Genomic DNA, 15,689 nt, shown 5'->3' on the forward strand with positions numbered 1-15,689 from the left:
CATGCCCATCGCGACGGTGAACCCGGCGAACGGCGAGACGCTCAAGACGTACGAGGCCATGGGTGCCGAGGAGATCGAGCGCAGGCTCCAGCTCGCCGAGGCCACGTTCCGCACGTACCGGACGACCAGCTTCACCGACCGGGCTCGCCTGCTGGTCCAGGCCGCGGATCTCCTGGAGGGGGATCAGGACGACATCGCCCGGACGATGACCACCGAGATGGGCAAGCCCATCAAGCAGTCGCGCGCGGAGGTCGCCAAGTGCGCCAAGGCGATGCGCTGGTACGCCGACCGCGCCGCGGAACTGCTCGCCGACGAGGAGCCGCCCGAGTCCGACGTGAAGGACTCCGGCGCCTCGCGGGTCCGGGTCCGCTACCGGCCGCTGGGTCCGGTACTCGCGGTGATGCCGTGGAACTTCCCGCTCTGGCAGGTGATCCGCTTCGCGGCCCCGGCGCTGATGGCAGGCAATGTCGGCCTCCTCAAGCACGCCTCGAACGTCCCCCAGACCGCCCTCTACCTGGAGGACCTGTTCCACCGCGCGGGCTACACGGAGGGCTGCTTCCAGACCCTGCTCGTCGGCTCCGGACAGGTCGACGAGATCCTGCGCGACGAGCGCGTCAGGGCGGCGACCCTCACCGGCAGCGAGCCGGCCGGCCGCGCGGTAGCCGCCACCTGCGGGGAGATGATCAAGAAGACGGTGCTGGAACTGGGCGGCAGCGACCCGTACGTGGTCATGCCGTCGGCCGACGTCGACCGCGCCGCGCAGGTCGCGGTGACCGCGCGCGTGCAGAACACCGGCCAGTCGTGCATCGCCGCCAAACGGTTCATCGTGCACACGGACGTCTACGAGGCGTTCGCGCAGCGGTTCGCGGAGGGCATGAAGGCGCTGGTGGTCGGCGACCCGATGCAGGAGGAGACCGAGGTCGGCCCGCTGTCCAGCGAACGGGGCCGGGACGACCTGGAGGAGCTCGTCGACGACGCCCGGCGCAGCGGAGCGGCCGTGCTGTGCGGCGGCCACCAGCTCCGCCGGCCCGAACTGCCCGGCTGGTACTACGCGCCCACCGTGCTCGCCGGCATCACCCGCGAGATGCGGATCCACCGCGAGGAGGCCTTCGGGCCGGTCGCCACGCTGTACCGGGCCGACGACCTGGACGAGGCGGTACTGATCGCCAACGACTCACCGTTCGGACTGAGTTCGAACGTGTGGACCCGCGACGAGGCCGAGGTCGACCGGTTCGTACGGGATCTGGAGGCCGGAAGCGTGTACGTCAATGGGATGACGGCGTCCCATCCGGCGTTCCCGTTCGGCGGAGTGAAGCGGTCCGGATACGGGCGTGAGCTGTCCGGGCACGGAATCCGCGAGTTCTGCAACATCACCACGGTTTGGCAGGGTGCGTGAGCGCCGCGCGACTACGATCCCGGGTGTGAACCGCGAAGTTACTCTGCCGCTGATCGTCGATGACCGCGGGACCTTGCAGGTGGCTGCGTCCGATGTGAGCAAGCTGCTGCGCACGGTGGGTGGTCGGTGGCTGCACCTTGTCGAGGCCGGGGAGGACGGGCTCGACGAGGACACGGTGGCCGCGCTGACCATCGAGCTGGCGAAGCTCGCGGATCGCATCGATGTGGCGTGCATCGCGCACAGCAGCGGCACAGCACCGTAGAAGGGCGCCGCAGGGCGCGAGGGCACCCTGCGGCAATCCCCTGCGCTACCGAATCGACATGCCCGACAACGTACGGGCGATCACCAGCCGCTGGATCTCGCTCGTGCCCTCGAAGATCGTGTAGATCGCGCTGTCCCGGTGCATCCGCTCCACCGGGTACTCCCGGGTGTAGCCGTTGCCCCCGAGGATCTGTATGGCCTGCGCCGTGACCTTCTTCGACGTCTCGCTCGCGAACAGCTTCGACATCGACCCCTCGGCCGCCGTGAACGGCTTCCCGTTGACAGCCATCCAGGAAGCGCGCCACACCAGCAGCCGCGCGGCGTCGATCTGCGTCGCCATCTCGGCCAGCTGGAAGGCCACACCCTGGTTGTCGATGATCGGCCGCCCGAACTGCTCTCGCGTCATCGCGTAGTCGAGGGCGACCTCGTACGCGGCACGGGCCGTGCCCACGGCCATCGCACCGACGGCCGGCCGCGAGGCCTCGAACGTGGCCATCGCCGCGTTCTTCACGCGCTCGCCGCCCGCCTTGGCCCGCTCACGAGCCCGCGCCAAACGCTCGTCCAGCTTCTCCTTGCCGCCCAGCAGGCAGGAGCCCGGCACCCGCACGTTGTCCAGGATGACCTCGGCGGTGTGCGAGGCGCGGATGCCGTGCTTCTTGAACTTCTGGCCCTGGGCCAGGCCCGGCGTGTTCGGCGGCACGATGAAGGACGCGTGCCCCTTGGAACCCAGGTCCGGGTCGACGACCGCGACGACCACGTGGACGTTGGCGATACCGCCGTTGGTCGCCCAGGTCTTCGTGCCGTTGATCACCCACTCGTCCTTGGCCTCGTCGTAGACGGCACGGGTGCGCATCGAGGCCACATCGGAGCCGGCGTCCGGCTCGGAGGAGCAGAACGCGGCAAGCTTGACATCGTTGGCATCGCCGTACATCTGGGGCACCCAGGTGCCGATCTGCTCCTCGGTGCCGTTCGCGAGGACGCCGACGGCGGCGAGGCCGGTGCCGACGATCGACAGGGCGATGCCCGCGTCACCCCAGAACAGCTCCTCCATCGCCATGGGGATGCCGAGACCGGTCTGGTCGAAGTACTGCTGGGCGTAGAAGTCGAGCGAGTAGATGCCGACCTTCGCGGCCTCCTGGATGACCGGCCAGGGAGTCTCCTCACGCTCGTCCCATTCGGCGGCCGCGGGGCGGATCACATCGGCCGCGAAGCCGTGCAGCCAGTCCCGGACCTCCTTCTGTTCGTCGTTGAGCTCCATGGTGAACTCGGCCATGTCCCCTCCAGCGGCGTACGTGCATGCTTGATGCTTGTTACTAGCGGTAACCTTAGTTTGTTACTCGTGGGTAGATAAAGTCAACCCGCGATGCCCGGTCGGCAGTCCGTTCGATGGCCGCGGCTGGTTGAGTGTTAGTTTGCGCATGCGTCATCGATTCACCACGGGTGGGGAGAGCTCATGGACACCACGCAGCGGACCGAGCAACAGCGGTCCGCCGACCGCCGTCGGCGCGAGCTGCTGGAGGCCGCCGACAGAGTGGTGCTTCGCGACGGTCCGCAGGCCTCGATGAACGCGATCGCAGCCGAGGCGGGGATCACGAAGCCGATTCTGTACCGGCACTTCGGTGACAAGGGCGGACTTTACGCGGCGTTGGCCATGAGGCACACGGACGCGCTGCTCGACTCGCTGCGGGCGGCGCTGGACGCCCCCGCGGACCGGCGTGAGCGCGTCGAGGCCACCTTGGACACGTACCTCGCGGCGATCGAGGCGCGGCCTCAGGTGTACCGGTTCCTGATGCATCCGGCGGAGGGCGGCCAGCCCGGCGACCCCGGCTTCGACGTCGGCAAGCACTCCGCGCCGCTGCTGCGCAGGATGGGCGAGGAACTGGCCACCGTCATCGAGGAGCGGTTGGACCTCGGGCCCGGCAGCCAGCAGCTGGCCCGGGTGTGGGGGCACGGGATCGTCGGGATGATGCATGCCGCGGGTGACTGGTGGCTCGGGGAACGACCCTGCTCGCGGGCGGAGTTGGTGCGCAGTCTGGCCGACCTGCTGTGGGGACGGTTGGCTGCCGCCGGGGACAGGGTGGGCGGCCCGGGGTTCTGACGGTGCCTAGGCGGGCGGCGTCGGCCTGTACCAAGAGGCTCGGGACACCTGTCGCATCAGGCGTCTGCGGCGCCGGCCCGTTACGCGGTCCGCGTACAGCGTGCCGTCCAAGTGGTCGTGCTCGTGCTGCAGGCAGCGCGCGAAGAAGCCCGTGCCGTGGATCGTCACCGGCTCGCCCGTCATCGTGAAGCCCTCGACCACCGCGTGGTCGTACCGCTCCGTGCCCGCCTCCAGGCCCGGCAGGGACAGGCAGCCCTCCGGGCCGCGCAGCACCACGCCGTCCGCCTCCACGAGCCGTGGGTTCACCACATGCCCGAGGTGCCGGACGTCCTCGTCGTCCGGGCAGTCGAACACGAACACCCGCAGCGGCTCGCCGATCTGGTTCGCGGCGAGGCCCACGCCACGCGCCGCGTACATCGTCGCGAACAAGTCCTCCACCAGCGTCGCCAATTCGGGACCGAAGTCGGTGACATCCTTGCAGGGTGCCTGCAGCACCGGGTCGCCGAGCATCGTGAGGGGACGGACGCGCCCGCGCGCGCCCGGAATGGAGCCGTTTCGCATGACCGCAAGGGTACGGCGATTCGGGAGTGCGAATGGATCTCGATAGGCTGACCACCACCACGTTGCCGTCAGGCAGAGGCGCGGCGCGTACGCAAGGAGGATCGAGGACTGATGTCAGGCAACTCGGACCCGCTTTCGCCGCGGGCCAAGCTGGCCGTGACCGCGGGCAAGGCGGTCGCGGCGGCATCGCGTGCCGCGGGGCGCGGTAGCGGTTCGGTGATCGGCGGCCGGGTGGCACTCAAGCTCGACCCCGACCTCCTCGCCCGGCTCGCGCAGAACCTGGACGTGGTCCTGGTGTCGGCGACCAACGGCAAGACCACGACCACCCGGCTCATCGCGGAGGCCCTGCGCGCCGCCGGGCCGGTCGTCTCCAACGCCCTGGGCGCCAACATGCCCGCCGGCATCACCTCGGCGCTCGCGGGCAGCTCGGAGGCTCGCTACGGCGTCATCGAGGTCGATGAGAAGTATCTCGCCGGGGTCGCCCGGGACACCGACCCCAAGTGCATCGCGCTCCTCAACCTCTCCCGCGACCAGCTGGACCGCGCCGCCGAGACCCGCATGCTCGCCGAGAACTGGCGTGAGGGGCTCGCCGGCTCGAAGGCCGTGATCATCGCCAACGCCGACGACCCGCTGGTCGTGTGGGCGGCTTCCTCCTCCCCGAATGTGATCTGGGTCGCGGCCGGACAGATGTGGAAGGACGACGCCTGGTCCTGCCCGTCGTGCGGCGGTGTGATGCAGCGCCCCGGCGACGACTGGTTCTGCGGTGAGTGCGGCTTCCGGCGGCCCACGCCGAGCTGGGCGCTGTCCGGTGATCACGTCCTGGACCCGCACGGGTCGGCCTGGCCCATTCACCTCCAGCTGCCCGGGCGCGCCAACAAGGCCAACGCCGCCTCCTCCGCCGCCGTGGCCGCCGTGTTCGGAGTGCCGCCGCAGGTCGCCCTGGAACGCATGTACCAGGTGCAGGCCGTCGCGGGGCGCTATGACGTCGTGCAGTTCGAGGGGCGGGACCTGCGGCTGCTGCTCGCCAAGAACCCGGCCGGCTGGCTGGAGACGTTCTCCCTCATCGACCCGCCGCCGACCCCGGTGATCCTCTCCGTGAACGCGCGCAGCGCCGACGGCACCGACACCTCCTGGCTGTGGGACGTCGACTACACGCGGCTGACCGGGCACCCGATCTGCGTCGTCGGCGACCGCAGGCTCGACCTCGCGGTGCGGCTGGAGGTCGCGAACCAGCAGTTCCAGGTCTGCGACACCCTCGACCAGGCCGTGCAGCTGTGCCCGCCCGGCCGGATCGAGGTCATCGCGAACTACACCGCGTTCCAGGACCTGCGCCGCCGCGTCGGCAACTGACGTACTCGGACGTACTCACAAGGACAGTGACTTCATGAGCGACAACAGTCTGCGGGTCGTCTGGATCTACCCGGACCTGCTCAGCACGTACGGCGACCAGGGCAACGTCCTCGTCGTGGAGCGCCGGGCGCGGCAGCGCGGCCTGGACGTGGCCCGTCTCGACGTGCGCAGCGACCAGCCGATCCCGACCTCCGGCGACATCTACCTGATCGGCGGCGGCGAGGACCGGCCGCAGCGGCTGGCTGCCGAGCGGCTGCGCCGGGACGGCGGTCTGCACCGGGCCGTCGAGAACGGCGCCATCGTGTTCTCGGTGTGCGCGGGCTACCAGATCCTCGGCCACGAGTTCATCAACGACCTCGGCCAGCGCGAGCCCGGTCTCGGACTGATCGACGTGGTGTCCGTGCGCGGTGAAGGGGCCCGGTGCGTCGGTGACGTGCTCGGAGACATCGACCCGCGCCTCGGTCTGCCCCCGCTGACCGGCTTCGAGAACCACCAGGGCATCACCCACCTCGGCCCCACCGCCCGCCCCCTCGCCAAGGTCCGCTTCGGCAACGGCAACGGCACGGGCGACGGTACGGAGGGTGCGTACAACGACACCGTCTTCGGTACGTACATGCACGGCCCGGTGCTCGCCCGGAACCCGCTGATCGCCGACCTGCTGCTGAAGCTCGCGCTCGACGTGAACGCGCTGCCGCCGACCGACGACCGCTGGTACGAGGCGCTGCGCAACGAGCGCATCGCGGCCGCGCAGCAGCCCGCCTGACGGTTCGGGCACCGGCTCGTACACCTGGTGGCCGGCCTGCTGTCACGAGCCCGTCTGACGGTGCGTCCGCACAGGTGAGCGGGGTCGTCCAGCAGGCGGACGCATGGTTCGGCCCCGCCCCCTGATGCCGCTAGGGTGGCGGGGATTCGAGCCGGACAGCGTGGTCCGGTCCCGGCCCACGTGGAGAAGGTTTTTCGGGCTATGCGCATTGGTGTCCTCACGTCCGGCGGCGACTGCCCCGGCCTGAACGCCGTCATCCGGTCCGTCGTGCACCGCGCCGTCGTCGACCACGGCGACGAGGTCATCGGCTTCCGGGACGGCTGGAAGGGCCTCCTGGAGTGCGACTACCTCAAGCTCGACCTCGACGCGGTGAGCGGCATCCTGGCTCGCGGCGGCACGATTCTCGGCTCCTCCCGGGTCCAGCCCTCCCATCTGCGGGACGGCGTGGAGCGGGCGAAGGGCCACCTCGAGGAGCTCGGCCTCGACGCGATCATCCCGATCGGCGGCGAGGGCACGCTGAAGGCGGCCCGGCTGATGTCGGACAGCGGCCTGCCCGTCGTGGGCGTGCCGAAGACCATCGACAACGACATCGCGGTCACGGACGTCACCTTCGGCTTCGACACGGCCGTCGGCGTTGCGACCGAGGCCCTGGACCGGCTCAAGACCACCGCCGAGTCCCACCAGCGGGTGCTCGTGGTCGAGGTCATGGGCCGGCACACCGGCTGGATCGCGCTGCACTCCGGCATGGCGGCCGGCGCGCACGCGATCGTGGTGCCGGAACGGCCCTTCGACATCGAGGAGTTGACCCGGGTCGTCGGCGCGCGGTTCGAGGCGGGCAAGCGCTTCGCGATCGTCGTGGCGGCCGAGGGGGCCAAGCCGAGGCCCGGCTCCATGGAGTTCGACGAGGGCGGCAAGGACATCTACGGGCATGAGCGGTTCGCCGGGATCGCCCGTCAGCTGTCCATCGAGCTGGAGGGGCGCCTGGGCAAGGAAGCCCGGCCGGTGATCCTCGGACATGTGCAGCGTGGTGGTACGCCCACCGCGTACGACCGGGTGCTCGCGACGCGGTTCGGGTGGCACGCGGTGGAGGCCGTGCACCGCGGTGAGTTCGGCAGGATGACGGCACTGCGCGGCACCGACATCGTGATGGTGTCGCTGGCGGAGGCCGTGGAGACGCTGAAGACCGTGCCGGAGGACCGGTACGAAGAGGCTGAGTGCGTGCTGTAGCCCCGGTTCGCCCTGGAACGGATGCCCCCGGTCGCAATGCCGACCGGGGGCAGTTCTAGTCTGTGTGCGGACAGACTTGCACAACCCCCACGAAACAGGAGCCGGCGGATGGATCACAGCGGGCACGGCATGATGATGGATCTGCCGCCGTTCACGCTGGGGCGGGGGCTCGCGTGGTCCGCGGACCCGTTCTTCCTCGTCGCCTGTCTGGTGGGGCTCGCACTGTACGCGTGGGGTGTCGTGCGGCTCGCGCGGCGCGGGGACAAGTGGCCCGTCGGGCGGACGGTGTCGTACGTCGCCGGGGTGCTGTCCGTGATGCTCGTCATGTGTACCGGGCTGAATGACTACGGGATGGTCATGTTCAGCGTGCACATGGTGCAGCACATGGTGATCAGCATGCTGTCGCCGATTCTCCTCCTGCTCGGTGCGCCGATGACACTGGCGTTGCGTGCGATGCCGCCGGCGGGGCGGGGGCGCAAGGGGCCGCGGGAATTGCTGCTGGCCCTGCTGCACAGCCGGTACATGCGGATCATCACGCATCCGGCGTTCACCATTCCGCTGTTCATCGCCAGCCTCTACGCGCTGTACTTCACCCCGATGTTCGACTTCCTGATGGGCTCCAAGCCGGGCCACATCGCGATGATGGTGCACTTCCTCGCCGTGGGTGTGGTGTTCTTCTGGCCGATCATCGGCGTGGATCCCGGTCCGCACCGGCCGGGGTATCTGATGCGGATGCTGGAGCTGTTCGCGGGAATGCCGTTCCACGCGTTCTTCGGCATCGCCTTGATGATGGCGTCGGAGCCGATGGTCGAGACGTTCAAGAACCCGCCCGCCTCACTCGGCATCGACGCGCTCTCCGACCAGAACGCGGCCGGCGGCATCGCCTGGGCGTTCAGTGAGATTCCGTCCGTGCTGGTGCTGATCGCGCTGCTGTTCCAGTGGTACGGCTCCGAGCAGCGCCAGGCCAAGCGCAAGGACCGGGCCGCCGACCGGGACGGCGACAAGGAACTCGAGGCGTACAACGCCTATTTGGCCTCATTGAACGCACGCGGGAACTGAGGAAACCGAAAGGCTTCGCCTTTCAGTAGCATGAAGCGCGTCGGGGGAACCGCCGGGGGGAGCGGTAATGGCGTTTCGCGTTTTCGTGCACAGGTCCGAATTAGCGGCGATTCGGAGGATCGCCGTCCTGTTGGTCTTCGTTCTGTCGCTCAGTGGGTGCGACCGGAACACACCGTTGTCCGTGGTGAAAGCGGTGGCCGCGGGAGTTCCGTCGCTCGCGCCCTTCTTCAACGAGAACCAGGGGCTGGGGCGGGACGCGCAGGTACGGGTGCAGACGGCGCACGGCGGTCTGCAGCAGGGCGACACTCCTGGTCTGTACGGGGGTTCCAAGCAGCCGACGATCTGCGACGTCGCACGGCTGAAGGAGTTCCTCACCGACCCGGCCAATGAGCGCAAGGCGCAGGCCTGGGCAACCGCGCTCTCCCTCACGACGGCCGAGATTCCGGATTATCTCGGCCGCCTCACACCCGTACTCCTGCGTCACGACACTCTCGTGAAGAACCACGACTACAAAAAGGGAAAAGCCGTCCCCTTCAGCGCGCTGCTTCAGACGGGAATCGCGATACTCGTCGATGAGCGAGGTCTTCCCGCGGTGAAGTGCTCGTGCGGAAATCCGCTGCGGCCCTTCGAGGGCGACACGACGCGGATAAAGGTCGAGTTCGACGACCGCAACGAGGAGTGGAAGGGCTACGAGAAGTCGTCCGTCGTGGCCGTGCGGCCCGCCCCGCGGGAAGTGGAGCAGCTCGCTCTCGTCGACGTCCATGAACCCGACCGGGGCGTCAACCGGCCCGTCGGCACCACGGGCGAGGACGACACGACGTTCGACACGCGGGAGCGGCGTGCGGTGCCCGACCTCGCCGGGACGACGTTCGGGCAGGCGAGCCGACGGCTGGTCGGCACGGGGCTGGCGGCCGCCTTCGCCGGCGGAGGGCTGCCGCCCGACAACGCCCGGGTCACGGCGTCGGATCCGCCGGCCGGGACGGAGCTGCGGTTCGGGGAGTACGTGACGTTGAGCGTGGCCGGAGGGGCGACGTCCGGTGGCTCGTCGAGTGTGACGTCCACTCCCCCGCGATCGGGGTCGGGATCGGATCCCGGGTCGTCCGGGTCGACGCGGGATCCGTCGGGCACCACGCCGTCGACGTCCTCGCCGTCCTCGTCGTCCACGTCTTCGCCGTCCGGCTCGACCCCACCGCCGTCGTCCTCCGGATCCGGCAGCTCCGGACCGAGCAGCCCGGGTCCCACCAGCGGGCCCCCGTCCGCGGGTCCGCCGTCCTCCGCGGCGCCGCCCTCGTCCGTTCCTCCGTCCTCCGATCCGCCGCCCAGCTCGGCGAAGCCCCCCTCGCCCAAGGACCCCACGTCCAGCTCACCACCCCCGCCCACGACCAGTGCGCCGCCGGAGACCACCGGCTCGCCCCCGACCAGCAGCGCACCGCCGCCCGAGACCGGCAGGCCCGCGACGAGCGCCCCGTCCACCGGCGGGCCCACCGCGAGCACGACCGCCTGACAACCACGCAGCGCACCCGCAGAACCCGGGAGTCACCGGATGCCTTCAGGATCATCGACGTCGGGAGTGGGCCGGGTCGTCGCCGGCCGCTATCTGCTGCTGAACCGGCTCGGCAGCGGCGGTATGGGCCATGTCTGGCTCGCCCACGACCAAAGACTCGCCTGCGAGGTCGCGCTGAAGGAGATCGTGTTCCGGGACCCGGTCGAGGCCGACGAGCGTGAGGCCCGGGTGGCCCGTGCCCGTACGGAGGCCCGGCACGCGGCGGGGCTGCGCGGGCATCCGCATGTGGTGACCGTGCATGACGTGCTGGAGCACGAGGGGCTGCCGTGGATCGTCATGGAGTACGTGACGGGCGCCGTCGATCTGCGTGACCTGATCGATCAGCGCGGCCCGCTGGCGCCCGCGGAGTGCGCCCGAATCGGGCTCGCCGTACTCGACGCGCTGACCGCCGGACACCAGCGGGGCGTCATGCACCGGGACGTGAAACCGGCGAACATCCTGCTGGCTCCGGACCGCACCGGGGCGCCGTACGGGCGGGTGCTGCTCACGGACTACGGCATCTCGGTGCAGCCGGACGCCGGTGAGACGCGGTACACGCTGGCGTCCGTGCTCGTGGGCACGGCGGGCTATCTGGCGCCGGAGCGGGTCACGGGCGGGGCGCCGACGCCGGCGACCGATCTGTTCTCGCTGGGTTGCACGCTGTACCACGCTGTCGAGGCCCGGGGACCGTTCGACCGCGAGTCGCATCTGGCCCAGGTCACCGCGGTGGTCATGGAGGAGCCCCCGCCGGCCACGCGGGCCGGTGCGCTGGCGCCTGTCCTGCGGGCGTTGCTGGAGAAGGACCCGGCAATGCGGCTGTCCGCGGTGGAGGTGGAGGCGGCGCTGTCACGGATCGCCACTCCGGAGGTCGACTCGTACGCGCGGACTCAGACCGACCTGGGTTCCCAGCCGCACTGGGGCGGCGCGCCGTCGGGGCGCATGCCCGACGCGGCGCGCTTCGGCTCCCTGCCCGTGTCCGAGCGACCCGGCGGCCGACCGGGCTTCGGCCCCGCGGCCGGTGCGCACGGCGGTCCACAGGGCCTCGGCCCCCGTCCCGGCCCCGACGGGCAGCGCCGAACCCGTCCCCGCATCCTCCACGCGGTCCTCGGCGGCATCCTCGGGCTGGCGCTCGCGGGCGTGGGCGTCTGGTACGCCATGGCCCAGTCGCCGGACACCAAGGGAACCGCCCGGCCGTACGGCGACACCGTCGGACTCGCCAGTGCGTTGAAGGATGGCGACTGCGTGCTCGCCGACTGGCCCGGCACGGCTCCCTTCCGGGGCACACCCCGGCTGAGCCTTGATCCCAGTTGCCGGGAGAAGGTGCCCGACGGGCAGGTGATGGCGTTCGTCGGGGCCGCGTCCGCCGCCGAGGCACGGGAGAAGGGGCCGGGGGCGTGCGAGGAGCGGACGGAGGACGTCCGCGGGAGGCTGGCGGACGTCCGCAGCTTCGCCGTCGTACCGACCGAGGCGGGGTTCGACGCGGCCGGGCGGCGCACCGCCTGTCTGGTGCTGGGCGGGCACGGGCCGGTGTACGGGCCGCTGGGCGGGCATCGGAAGCCGGGGTCGGCCTTCGCCGACACGGCGACCATGCAGCGGCGGGACTGTCTGGACGTGCGCTCCCACCGGGACGCCCGCCTGGTGTCCTGCGCGGACCCGCACGACGAGCAGGTGCTCGGGTTCACCCGACTGGGCGCCGACGTCACGTTGACCGAGGCACGCACCGAGTCGGACGCGGCGTGCGCCCGCCAGGTACCACCGCGCGACTACGGCTTCGATCCTTCCGTCTACACGGCGGGCTCCTGGACGAGCGAGGGGGCCTGGAAGACAGGCACTCATTTCGTCGTGTGCACCGTCAGGAAGCAGAACGGGGGCACCATGGAGGGGGACGAAGCCTAGGAGGGTGTTGCGATGCCCGGTTCTACGGACGGTTCTACCAAGGCGATGGGGGTGGTCACCGTCGGCGGACTCGTCGTGGTGACCGCCTACACGGTGGCGCTCGGGAGCAATGGCTGGCTGTGGTTCGGGTGGGTGGTGCTGGGGCTGATCACGCTGGGGATGGTGGCCAGCCGCGGCAGCTGAGCCTCACTCCCGGATGAGCCGCCCTGCGGAGTGCACGCCCGGCTGGTACTTCGGCAGCCGGGCGGTGATCTTCATGCCCGCTCCCGGGGCGGTCTCGATGACGAGCCCGTAGGCGTCGCCGTACACCTGCCGGAGACGGTCGTCGACATTGGACAGCCCGATACCGCCCGACGGGCTGACCTCGCCGGCGAGGATGCGGCGCAGCAGGACGGGGTCCATTCCGGCGCCGTCGTCCTCGATGACGACGAGGGCCTCGGCGCCGGCGTCCTGAGCGGTGATGCTGATGTGGCTCCTGCCCGCGGACGCCGCCTTGCCCTCCAGGCCGTGCTTCACGGCGTTCTCGACGAGCGGCTGGAGGCAGAGGAAGGGCAGCGCCACCGGCAGCACCTCGGGGGCGATCTGCAGGGTGACCGTCAGGCGGTCGCCGAAGCGTGCCCGCACGAGCGCCAAGTAGTGGTCGATGGCATGCAGTTCTTCGGCGAGGGTGGTGAAGTCGCCGTGCCTGCGGAAGGAGTAACGGGTGAAGTCGGCGAACTCCAGGAGCAGTTCGCGGGCGCGCTCCGGGTCGGTGCGGACGAAGCTGGCGATCACCGCGAGCGAGTTGAAGATGAAGTGCGGGGAGATCTGCGCGCGCAGGGCCTTGATCTCGGCCTCGATCAGGCGGGTGCGGGACTGGTCGAGGTCGGCCAGCTCCAGCTGGACCGAGACCCAGCGGGCCACCTCGCCCGCCGCGCGCACCAGCACGGCCGACTCCCGGGGCGCGCAGGCGACGAGGGCGCCGTGGACCCGGTCGTCGACGGTGAGCGGGGCGACCACCGCCCAGCGCACCGGGCAGTCGGGGGTGTCGCAGGTGAGCGGGAAGGCCTCGCCGCGGCCCGACTCCAGGGGGCCGGCGAGGAGTTCCATGATCTCCGTACGGTGATGCCCGCCGATCCCGTCCCAGACCAGGACGTCCTTCTGGTCCGTCAGACACAGCGCGTCCGTGCCGAGCAGTGAGCGAAGCCTGCGGGCCGACTTGCGCGCGGTCTCCTCGGTGAGTCCGGCGCGCAGCGGGGGTGCGGCGAGGGAGGCGGTGTGCAGGGTCTCGAAGGTGGCGTGCTCGACGGGGGTGCCGAGACCGCCGGAGTTCTCGGGGCGGGCGGTGCGCCGGCCGAGCCAGAAGCCCGCGGCGAGCAGCGGGAGGATGGCCACGCACAGGCCCGCGATGAACCCGCTCATGCCGTCTCCGTTCCGCGCCGTCCGGCGATGAGCTGCCTCATGCCTTCACCTCCGCCCGCAGTTCCTCCGGCAGATGGAACCGCGCCAGGATCGCCGCCGTCCCGGCCGGCACCCGGCTCGGCGTGGCCAGGGAGACCAGCACCATGGTGAGGAAGCCCAGCGGCACCGACCAGAGCGCGGGCCAGGCGAGCAGCGCGTGCAGGGCTCCGGAGCCGGGGAAGCCCGCCATCGTCGCCGCGACGGCCAGCAGTGCGGAGCCGCCGCCCACCAGCATCCCGGCGGCCGCGCCGGGCGGGGTCAGCCGTCGCCACCAGATGCCGAGGACGAGCAGCGGGCAGAACGAGGACGCCGACACGGCGAAGGCGAGGCCCACCGCGTCGGCGACGGGGAGCCCGCCGACCAGGGCGCTCGCGCCGAGCGGTACGGCCATGGCGAGGACCGTGCCGAGCCGGAAGTGCCGTACGCCGCGGGACGGGAGGACGTCCTGGGTGAGCACGCCCGCGACGGCCATGGTCAGGCCCGACGCCGTCGACAGGAACGCGGCGAACGCGCCGCCCGCGACGAGCGCGCCGAGCAGGTCGCCGCCGAGGCCGCCGATCATCCGCTCGGGCAGCAGCAGGACGGCGGCGTCCGCGTCGCCGGAGAGGGTGAGTTCGGGGGCGTAGAGCCGGCCGAGGGCGCCGTAGACCGGGGGCAGCAGGTAGAAGGCGCCGATCAGGCCGAGCACGGCGACGGTCGTGCGGCGGGCGGCGACGCCGTGCGGGCTGGTGTAGAAGCGGACGACGACGTGCGGCAGGCCCATGGTGCCGAGGAAGGTGGCGAGGATCAGTCCGTACGTGGCGTACAGCGGGCGTTCGCCGCGGCTCTCGGCCTGCGACGGCGACAGGCTGCCGCTGCCGCCGCGGTCGGGGTCGGGGACGGGGGCGCCCTTGTCGAAGGTCAGACGGGTGCCGGCCTCGATGTGGTGGGTGCCGGCGGGGAGTCGGACCTCTTGGTCCTCGTGCGTGCGGCCGTCGACCGTGCCGTTCACGGTGACCGTCAACGGGCTGTCGAGCTTCAGGTCGACGGTGTCGTCGACGCGGACGACGCTCCGTTCGCGGAAGGTCGCCGGTTCGTCGAAGGCGTGGCGGGGGGCGCCGTCGCCCTGCCAGGCGAGTATCAGGAAGAGGGCGGGGACGAGCAGGGCGGTGAGTTTGAGCCAGTACTGGAAGGCCTGCACGAAGGTGATGCTGCGCATGCCGCCGGCGGCGACGATGGCGACCACGACGACCGCGACGATCACGCCGCCGAGCCAGTCGGGCGCGCCCGTGAGCACGGTCAGCGTCAGCCCGGCGCCCTGGAGTTGGGGCAGCAGATACAGCCAGCCGGTGCCGACGACGAAGGCGCCCGCGAGCCGCCGTACGGCCTGCGAGGAGAGACGGGCCTCGGCGAAGTCGGGGAGGGTGTAGGCGCCGGAGCGGCGCAGCGGGGCCGCGACGAAGAGCAGCAGGACCAGGTAGCCGGCGGTGTAGCCGACCGGGTACCAGAGCATGTCGGGGCCTTGGACGAGGACCAGGCCGGCGATGCCGAGGAAGGAGGCGGCGGAGAGGTACTCACCGCTGATCGCGGCGGCGTTGAGGCGCGGGCCCACGGTGCGGGAGGCGACGTAGAAGTCGGACGTGGTGCGGGAGATGCGCAGGCCGAAGGCGCCGACCAGGACGGTCGCGAGGACGACCAGGGCGACGGCGGGGACGGCGTAGCTGGAGTTCACGACCGCATCGGTTCTTTCGGGCTCAGCGGTCTTCGACCAGCCGTACGAAGTCCCGTTCGTTGCGCTCCGCTCGGCGCACGAACCAGCGGGCGAGCAGGACCAGTGGTGCGTAGAGGCCGAAGCCGAGGACCGCCCAGACCAGGGGGCGGGCGTGCGGCATCGCCGCGAACAGCAGTGGCAGGGGGCCGATGAGCAGGCCGAGGACGGCGAACACCGCCAGGGCGGTGCGCAGTTGGGTGCGCATCAGGGAACGGACGTAGGTGTGGCCGAGAGTGGTCTGTTCGTCGATCTCGGTGCGGGGGCGGTAGTAGCCGGAGACGCGGCGGGTCTGCCGGGGCGGGCCGGTGACGACGACGCGGCGTTCGGCGGGGTTCTGGCCCATCG

At 70.9% G+C, this 15,689-nt stretch carries 15 protein-coding genes; 10 read left to right on the top strand and 5 right to left on the bottom strand.

The features are described 5' to 3' along the window. The first annotated feature begins 1 nt into the window (after position 1). Both ACZ7M7_RS20535 and ACZ7M7_RS20540 read left to right on the top strand, forming a co-directional pair. A complete protein-coding gene (locus tag ACZ7M7_RS20535) occupies positions 2–1,396 on the top strand; it encodes an NADP-dependent succinic semialdehyde dehydrogenase (protein ID WP_472118837.1) in 1,395 nt (464 codons plus the stop codon). A 25-nt stretch (positions 1,397–1,421) separates the two neighbouring features. Continuing rightward, positions 1,422–1,658, top strand: coding sequence for a DUF6213 family protein (locus ACZ7M7_RS20540; RefSeq protein WP_328429254.1), 237 nt, complete (start codon positions 1,422–1,424; stop codon positions 1,656–1,658). Positions 1,659–1,703: 45 nt separating this feature from the next. On the opposite strand, the gene ACZ7M7_RS20545 is transcribed toward ACZ7M7_RS20540, so the two are convergent. Next, positions 1,704–2,930, bottom strand: a complete 1,227-nt coding sequence (locus tag ACZ7M7_RS20545) for an acyl-CoA dehydrogenase family protein (protein ID WP_383599250.1) — start codon at positions 2,928–2,930, stop codon at positions 1,704–1,706. Positions 2,931–3,110: 180 nt separating this feature from the next. Here ACZ7M7_RS20545 and ACZ7M7_RS20550 point away from each other — a divergent pair, with 180 nt between their 5' ends. Beyond that, entirely contained in the window at positions 3,111–3,755 is a 645-nt protein-coding gene (locus ACZ7M7_RS20550) for a TetR/AcrR family transcriptional regulator (RefSeq protein WP_472118841.1), read from the top strand. Positions 3,756–3,761: 6 nt separating this feature from the next. On the opposite strand, the gene def is transcribed toward ACZ7M7_RS20550, so the two are convergent. After that, complete coding sequence (gene def, locus ACZ7M7_RS20555; protein ID WP_472118844.1) at positions 3,762–4,316, bottom strand: peptide deformylase; 555 nt, start codon at positions 4,314–4,316, stop codon at positions 3,762–3,764. A 111-nt stretch (positions 4,317–4,427) separates the two neighbouring features. On the opposite strand from def, the gene ACZ7M7_RS20560 reads away from it, so the two are divergent. The 7 genes from ACZ7M7_RS20560 (at position 4,428) to ACZ7M7_RS20590 (ending at position 12,337) form a co-directional block, all read left to right on the top strand. Next, positions 4,428–5,666 (top strand): MurT ligase domain-containing protein, encoded by a 1,239-nt coding sequence (locus tag ACZ7M7_RS20560; RefSeq protein ID WP_369269613.1) that lies wholly within the window; start codon positions 4,428–4,430, stop codon positions 5,664–5,666. A 34-nt stretch (positions 5,667–5,700) separates the two neighbouring features. Next, entirely contained in the window at positions 5,701–6,429 is a 729-nt protein-coding gene (locus tag ACZ7M7_RS20565) for a type 1 glutamine amidotransferase (RefSeq protein ID WP_472118847.1), read from the top strand. Positions 6,430–6,630: 201 nt separating this feature from the next. After that, positions 6,631–7,656 (top strand): 6-phosphofructokinase, encoded by a 1,026-nt coding sequence (locus ACZ7M7_RS20570; RefSeq protein WP_383599260.1) that lies wholly within the window; start codon positions 6,631–6,633, stop codon positions 7,654–7,656. A gap of 108 nt (positions 7,657–7,764) precedes the next feature. After that, on the top strand, positions 7,765–8,715 hold the full coding sequence (locus tag ACZ7M7_RS20575; RefSeq protein WP_451165876.1) for a cytochrome c oxidase assembly protein: 951 nt from the start codon (positions 7,765–7,767) through the stop codon (positions 8,713–8,715). Positions 8,716–8,896: 181 nt separating this feature from the next. Continuing rightward, positions 8,897–10,219, top strand: a complete 1,323-nt coding sequence (locus tag ACZ7M7_RS20580; protein WP_472118851.1) for a DUF6777 domain-containing protein — start codon at positions 8,897–8,899, stop codon at positions 10,217–10,219. A gap of 39 nt (positions 10,220–10,258) precedes the next feature. Beyond that, positions 10,259–12,154, top strand: coding sequence for a serine/threonine-protein kinase (locus ACZ7M7_RS20585; protein WP_472118854.1), 1,896 nt, complete (start codon positions 10,259–10,261; stop codon positions 12,152–12,154). Positions 12,155–12,166: 12 nt separating this feature from the next. Continuing rightward, positions 12,167–12,337: a hypothetical protein gene (locus tag ACZ7M7_RS20590; protein ID WP_328429244.1), complete on the top strand. Its 171-nt coding sequence runs from the start codon at positions 12,167–12,169 to the stop codon at positions 12,335–12,337. Positions 12,338–12,340: 3 nt separating this feature from the next. On the opposite strand, the gene ACZ7M7_RS20595 is transcribed toward ACZ7M7_RS20590, so the two are convergent. From ACZ7M7_RS20595 to ACZ7M7_RS20605, 3 genes are read right to left on the bottom strand one after another with little or no spacing between them, the layout of a single operon-like run. After that, positions 12,341–13,555, bottom strand: a complete 1,215-nt coding sequence (locus tag ACZ7M7_RS20595; protein WP_383599270.1) for a sensor histidine kinase — start codon at positions 13,553–13,555, stop codon at positions 12,341–12,343. A gap of 37 nt (positions 13,556–13,592) precedes the next feature. Continuing rightward, positions 13,593–15,305 carry a sodium/solute symporter gene (locus tag ACZ7M7_RS20600; RefSeq protein ID WP_383599273.1) on the bottom strand — a complete coding sequence of 571 codons (1,713 nt, stop codon included), beginning with the start codon at positions 15,303–15,305 and terminating at the stop codon, positions 13,593–13,595. 22 nt (positions 15,306–15,327) lie between these two features. Continuing rightward, positions 15,328–15,687, bottom strand: coding sequence for a hypothetical protein (locus ACZ7M7_RS20605; RefSeq protein WP_383599276.1), 360 nt, complete (start codon positions 15,685–15,687; stop codon positions 15,328–15,330). Between the last annotated feature and the right edge of the window lie 2 nt (positions 15,688–15,689).

Source organism: Streptomyces sp. NPDC111606 (assembly GCF_055656945.1).

Coding starts and splice junctions, on each gene's coding strand:
- ACZ7M7_RS20535 (WP_472118837.1), top strand. CDS start 2: ATGCCCATCGCGACGGTGAACCCGGCGAACGGCGAGACGCTCAAGACG.
- ACZ7M7_RS20545 (WP_383599250.1), bottom strand. CDS start 2,930: ATGGCCGAGTTCACCATGGAGCTCAACGACGAACAGAAGGAGGTCCGG.
- ACZ7M7_RS20550 (WP_472118841.1), top strand. CDS start 3,111: ATGGACACCACGCAGCGGACCGAGCAACAGCGGTCCGCCGACCGCCGT.
- def (WP_472118844.1), bottom strand. CDS start 4,316: ATGCGAAACGGCTCCATTCCGGGCGCGCGCGGGCGCGTCCGTCCCCTC.
- ACZ7M7_RS20560 (WP_369269613.1), top strand. CDS start 4,428: ATGTCAGGCAACTCGGACCCGCTTTCGCCGCGGGCCAAGCTGGCCGTG.
- ACZ7M7_RS20565 (WP_472118847.1), top strand. CDS start 5,701: ATGAGCGACAACAGTCTGCGGGTCGTCTGGATCTACCCGGACCTGCTC.
- ACZ7M7_RS20570 (WP_383599260.1), top strand. CDS start 6,631: ATGCGCATTGGTGTCCTCACGTCCGGCGGCGACTGCCCCGGCCTGAAC.
- ACZ7M7_RS20575 (WP_451165876.1), top strand. CDS start 7,765: ATGGATCACAGCGGGCACGGCATGATGATGGATCTGCCGCCGTTCACG.
- ACZ7M7_RS20585 (WP_472118854.1), top strand. CDS start 10,259: ATGCCTTCAGGATCATCGACGTCGGGAGTGGGCCGGGTCGTCGCCGGC.
- ACZ7M7_RS20590 (WP_328429244.1), top strand. CDS start 12,167: ATGCCCGGTTCTACGGACGGTTCTACCAAGGCGATGGGGGTGGTCACC.
- ACZ7M7_RS20595 (WP_383599270.1), bottom strand. CDS start 13,555: ATGAGCGGGTTCATCGCGGGCCTGTGCGTGGCCATCCTCCCGCTGCTC.
- ACZ7M7_RS20605 (WP_383599276.1), bottom strand. CDS start 15,687: ATGGGCCAGAACCCCGCCGAACGCCGCGTCGTCGTCACCGGCCCGCCC.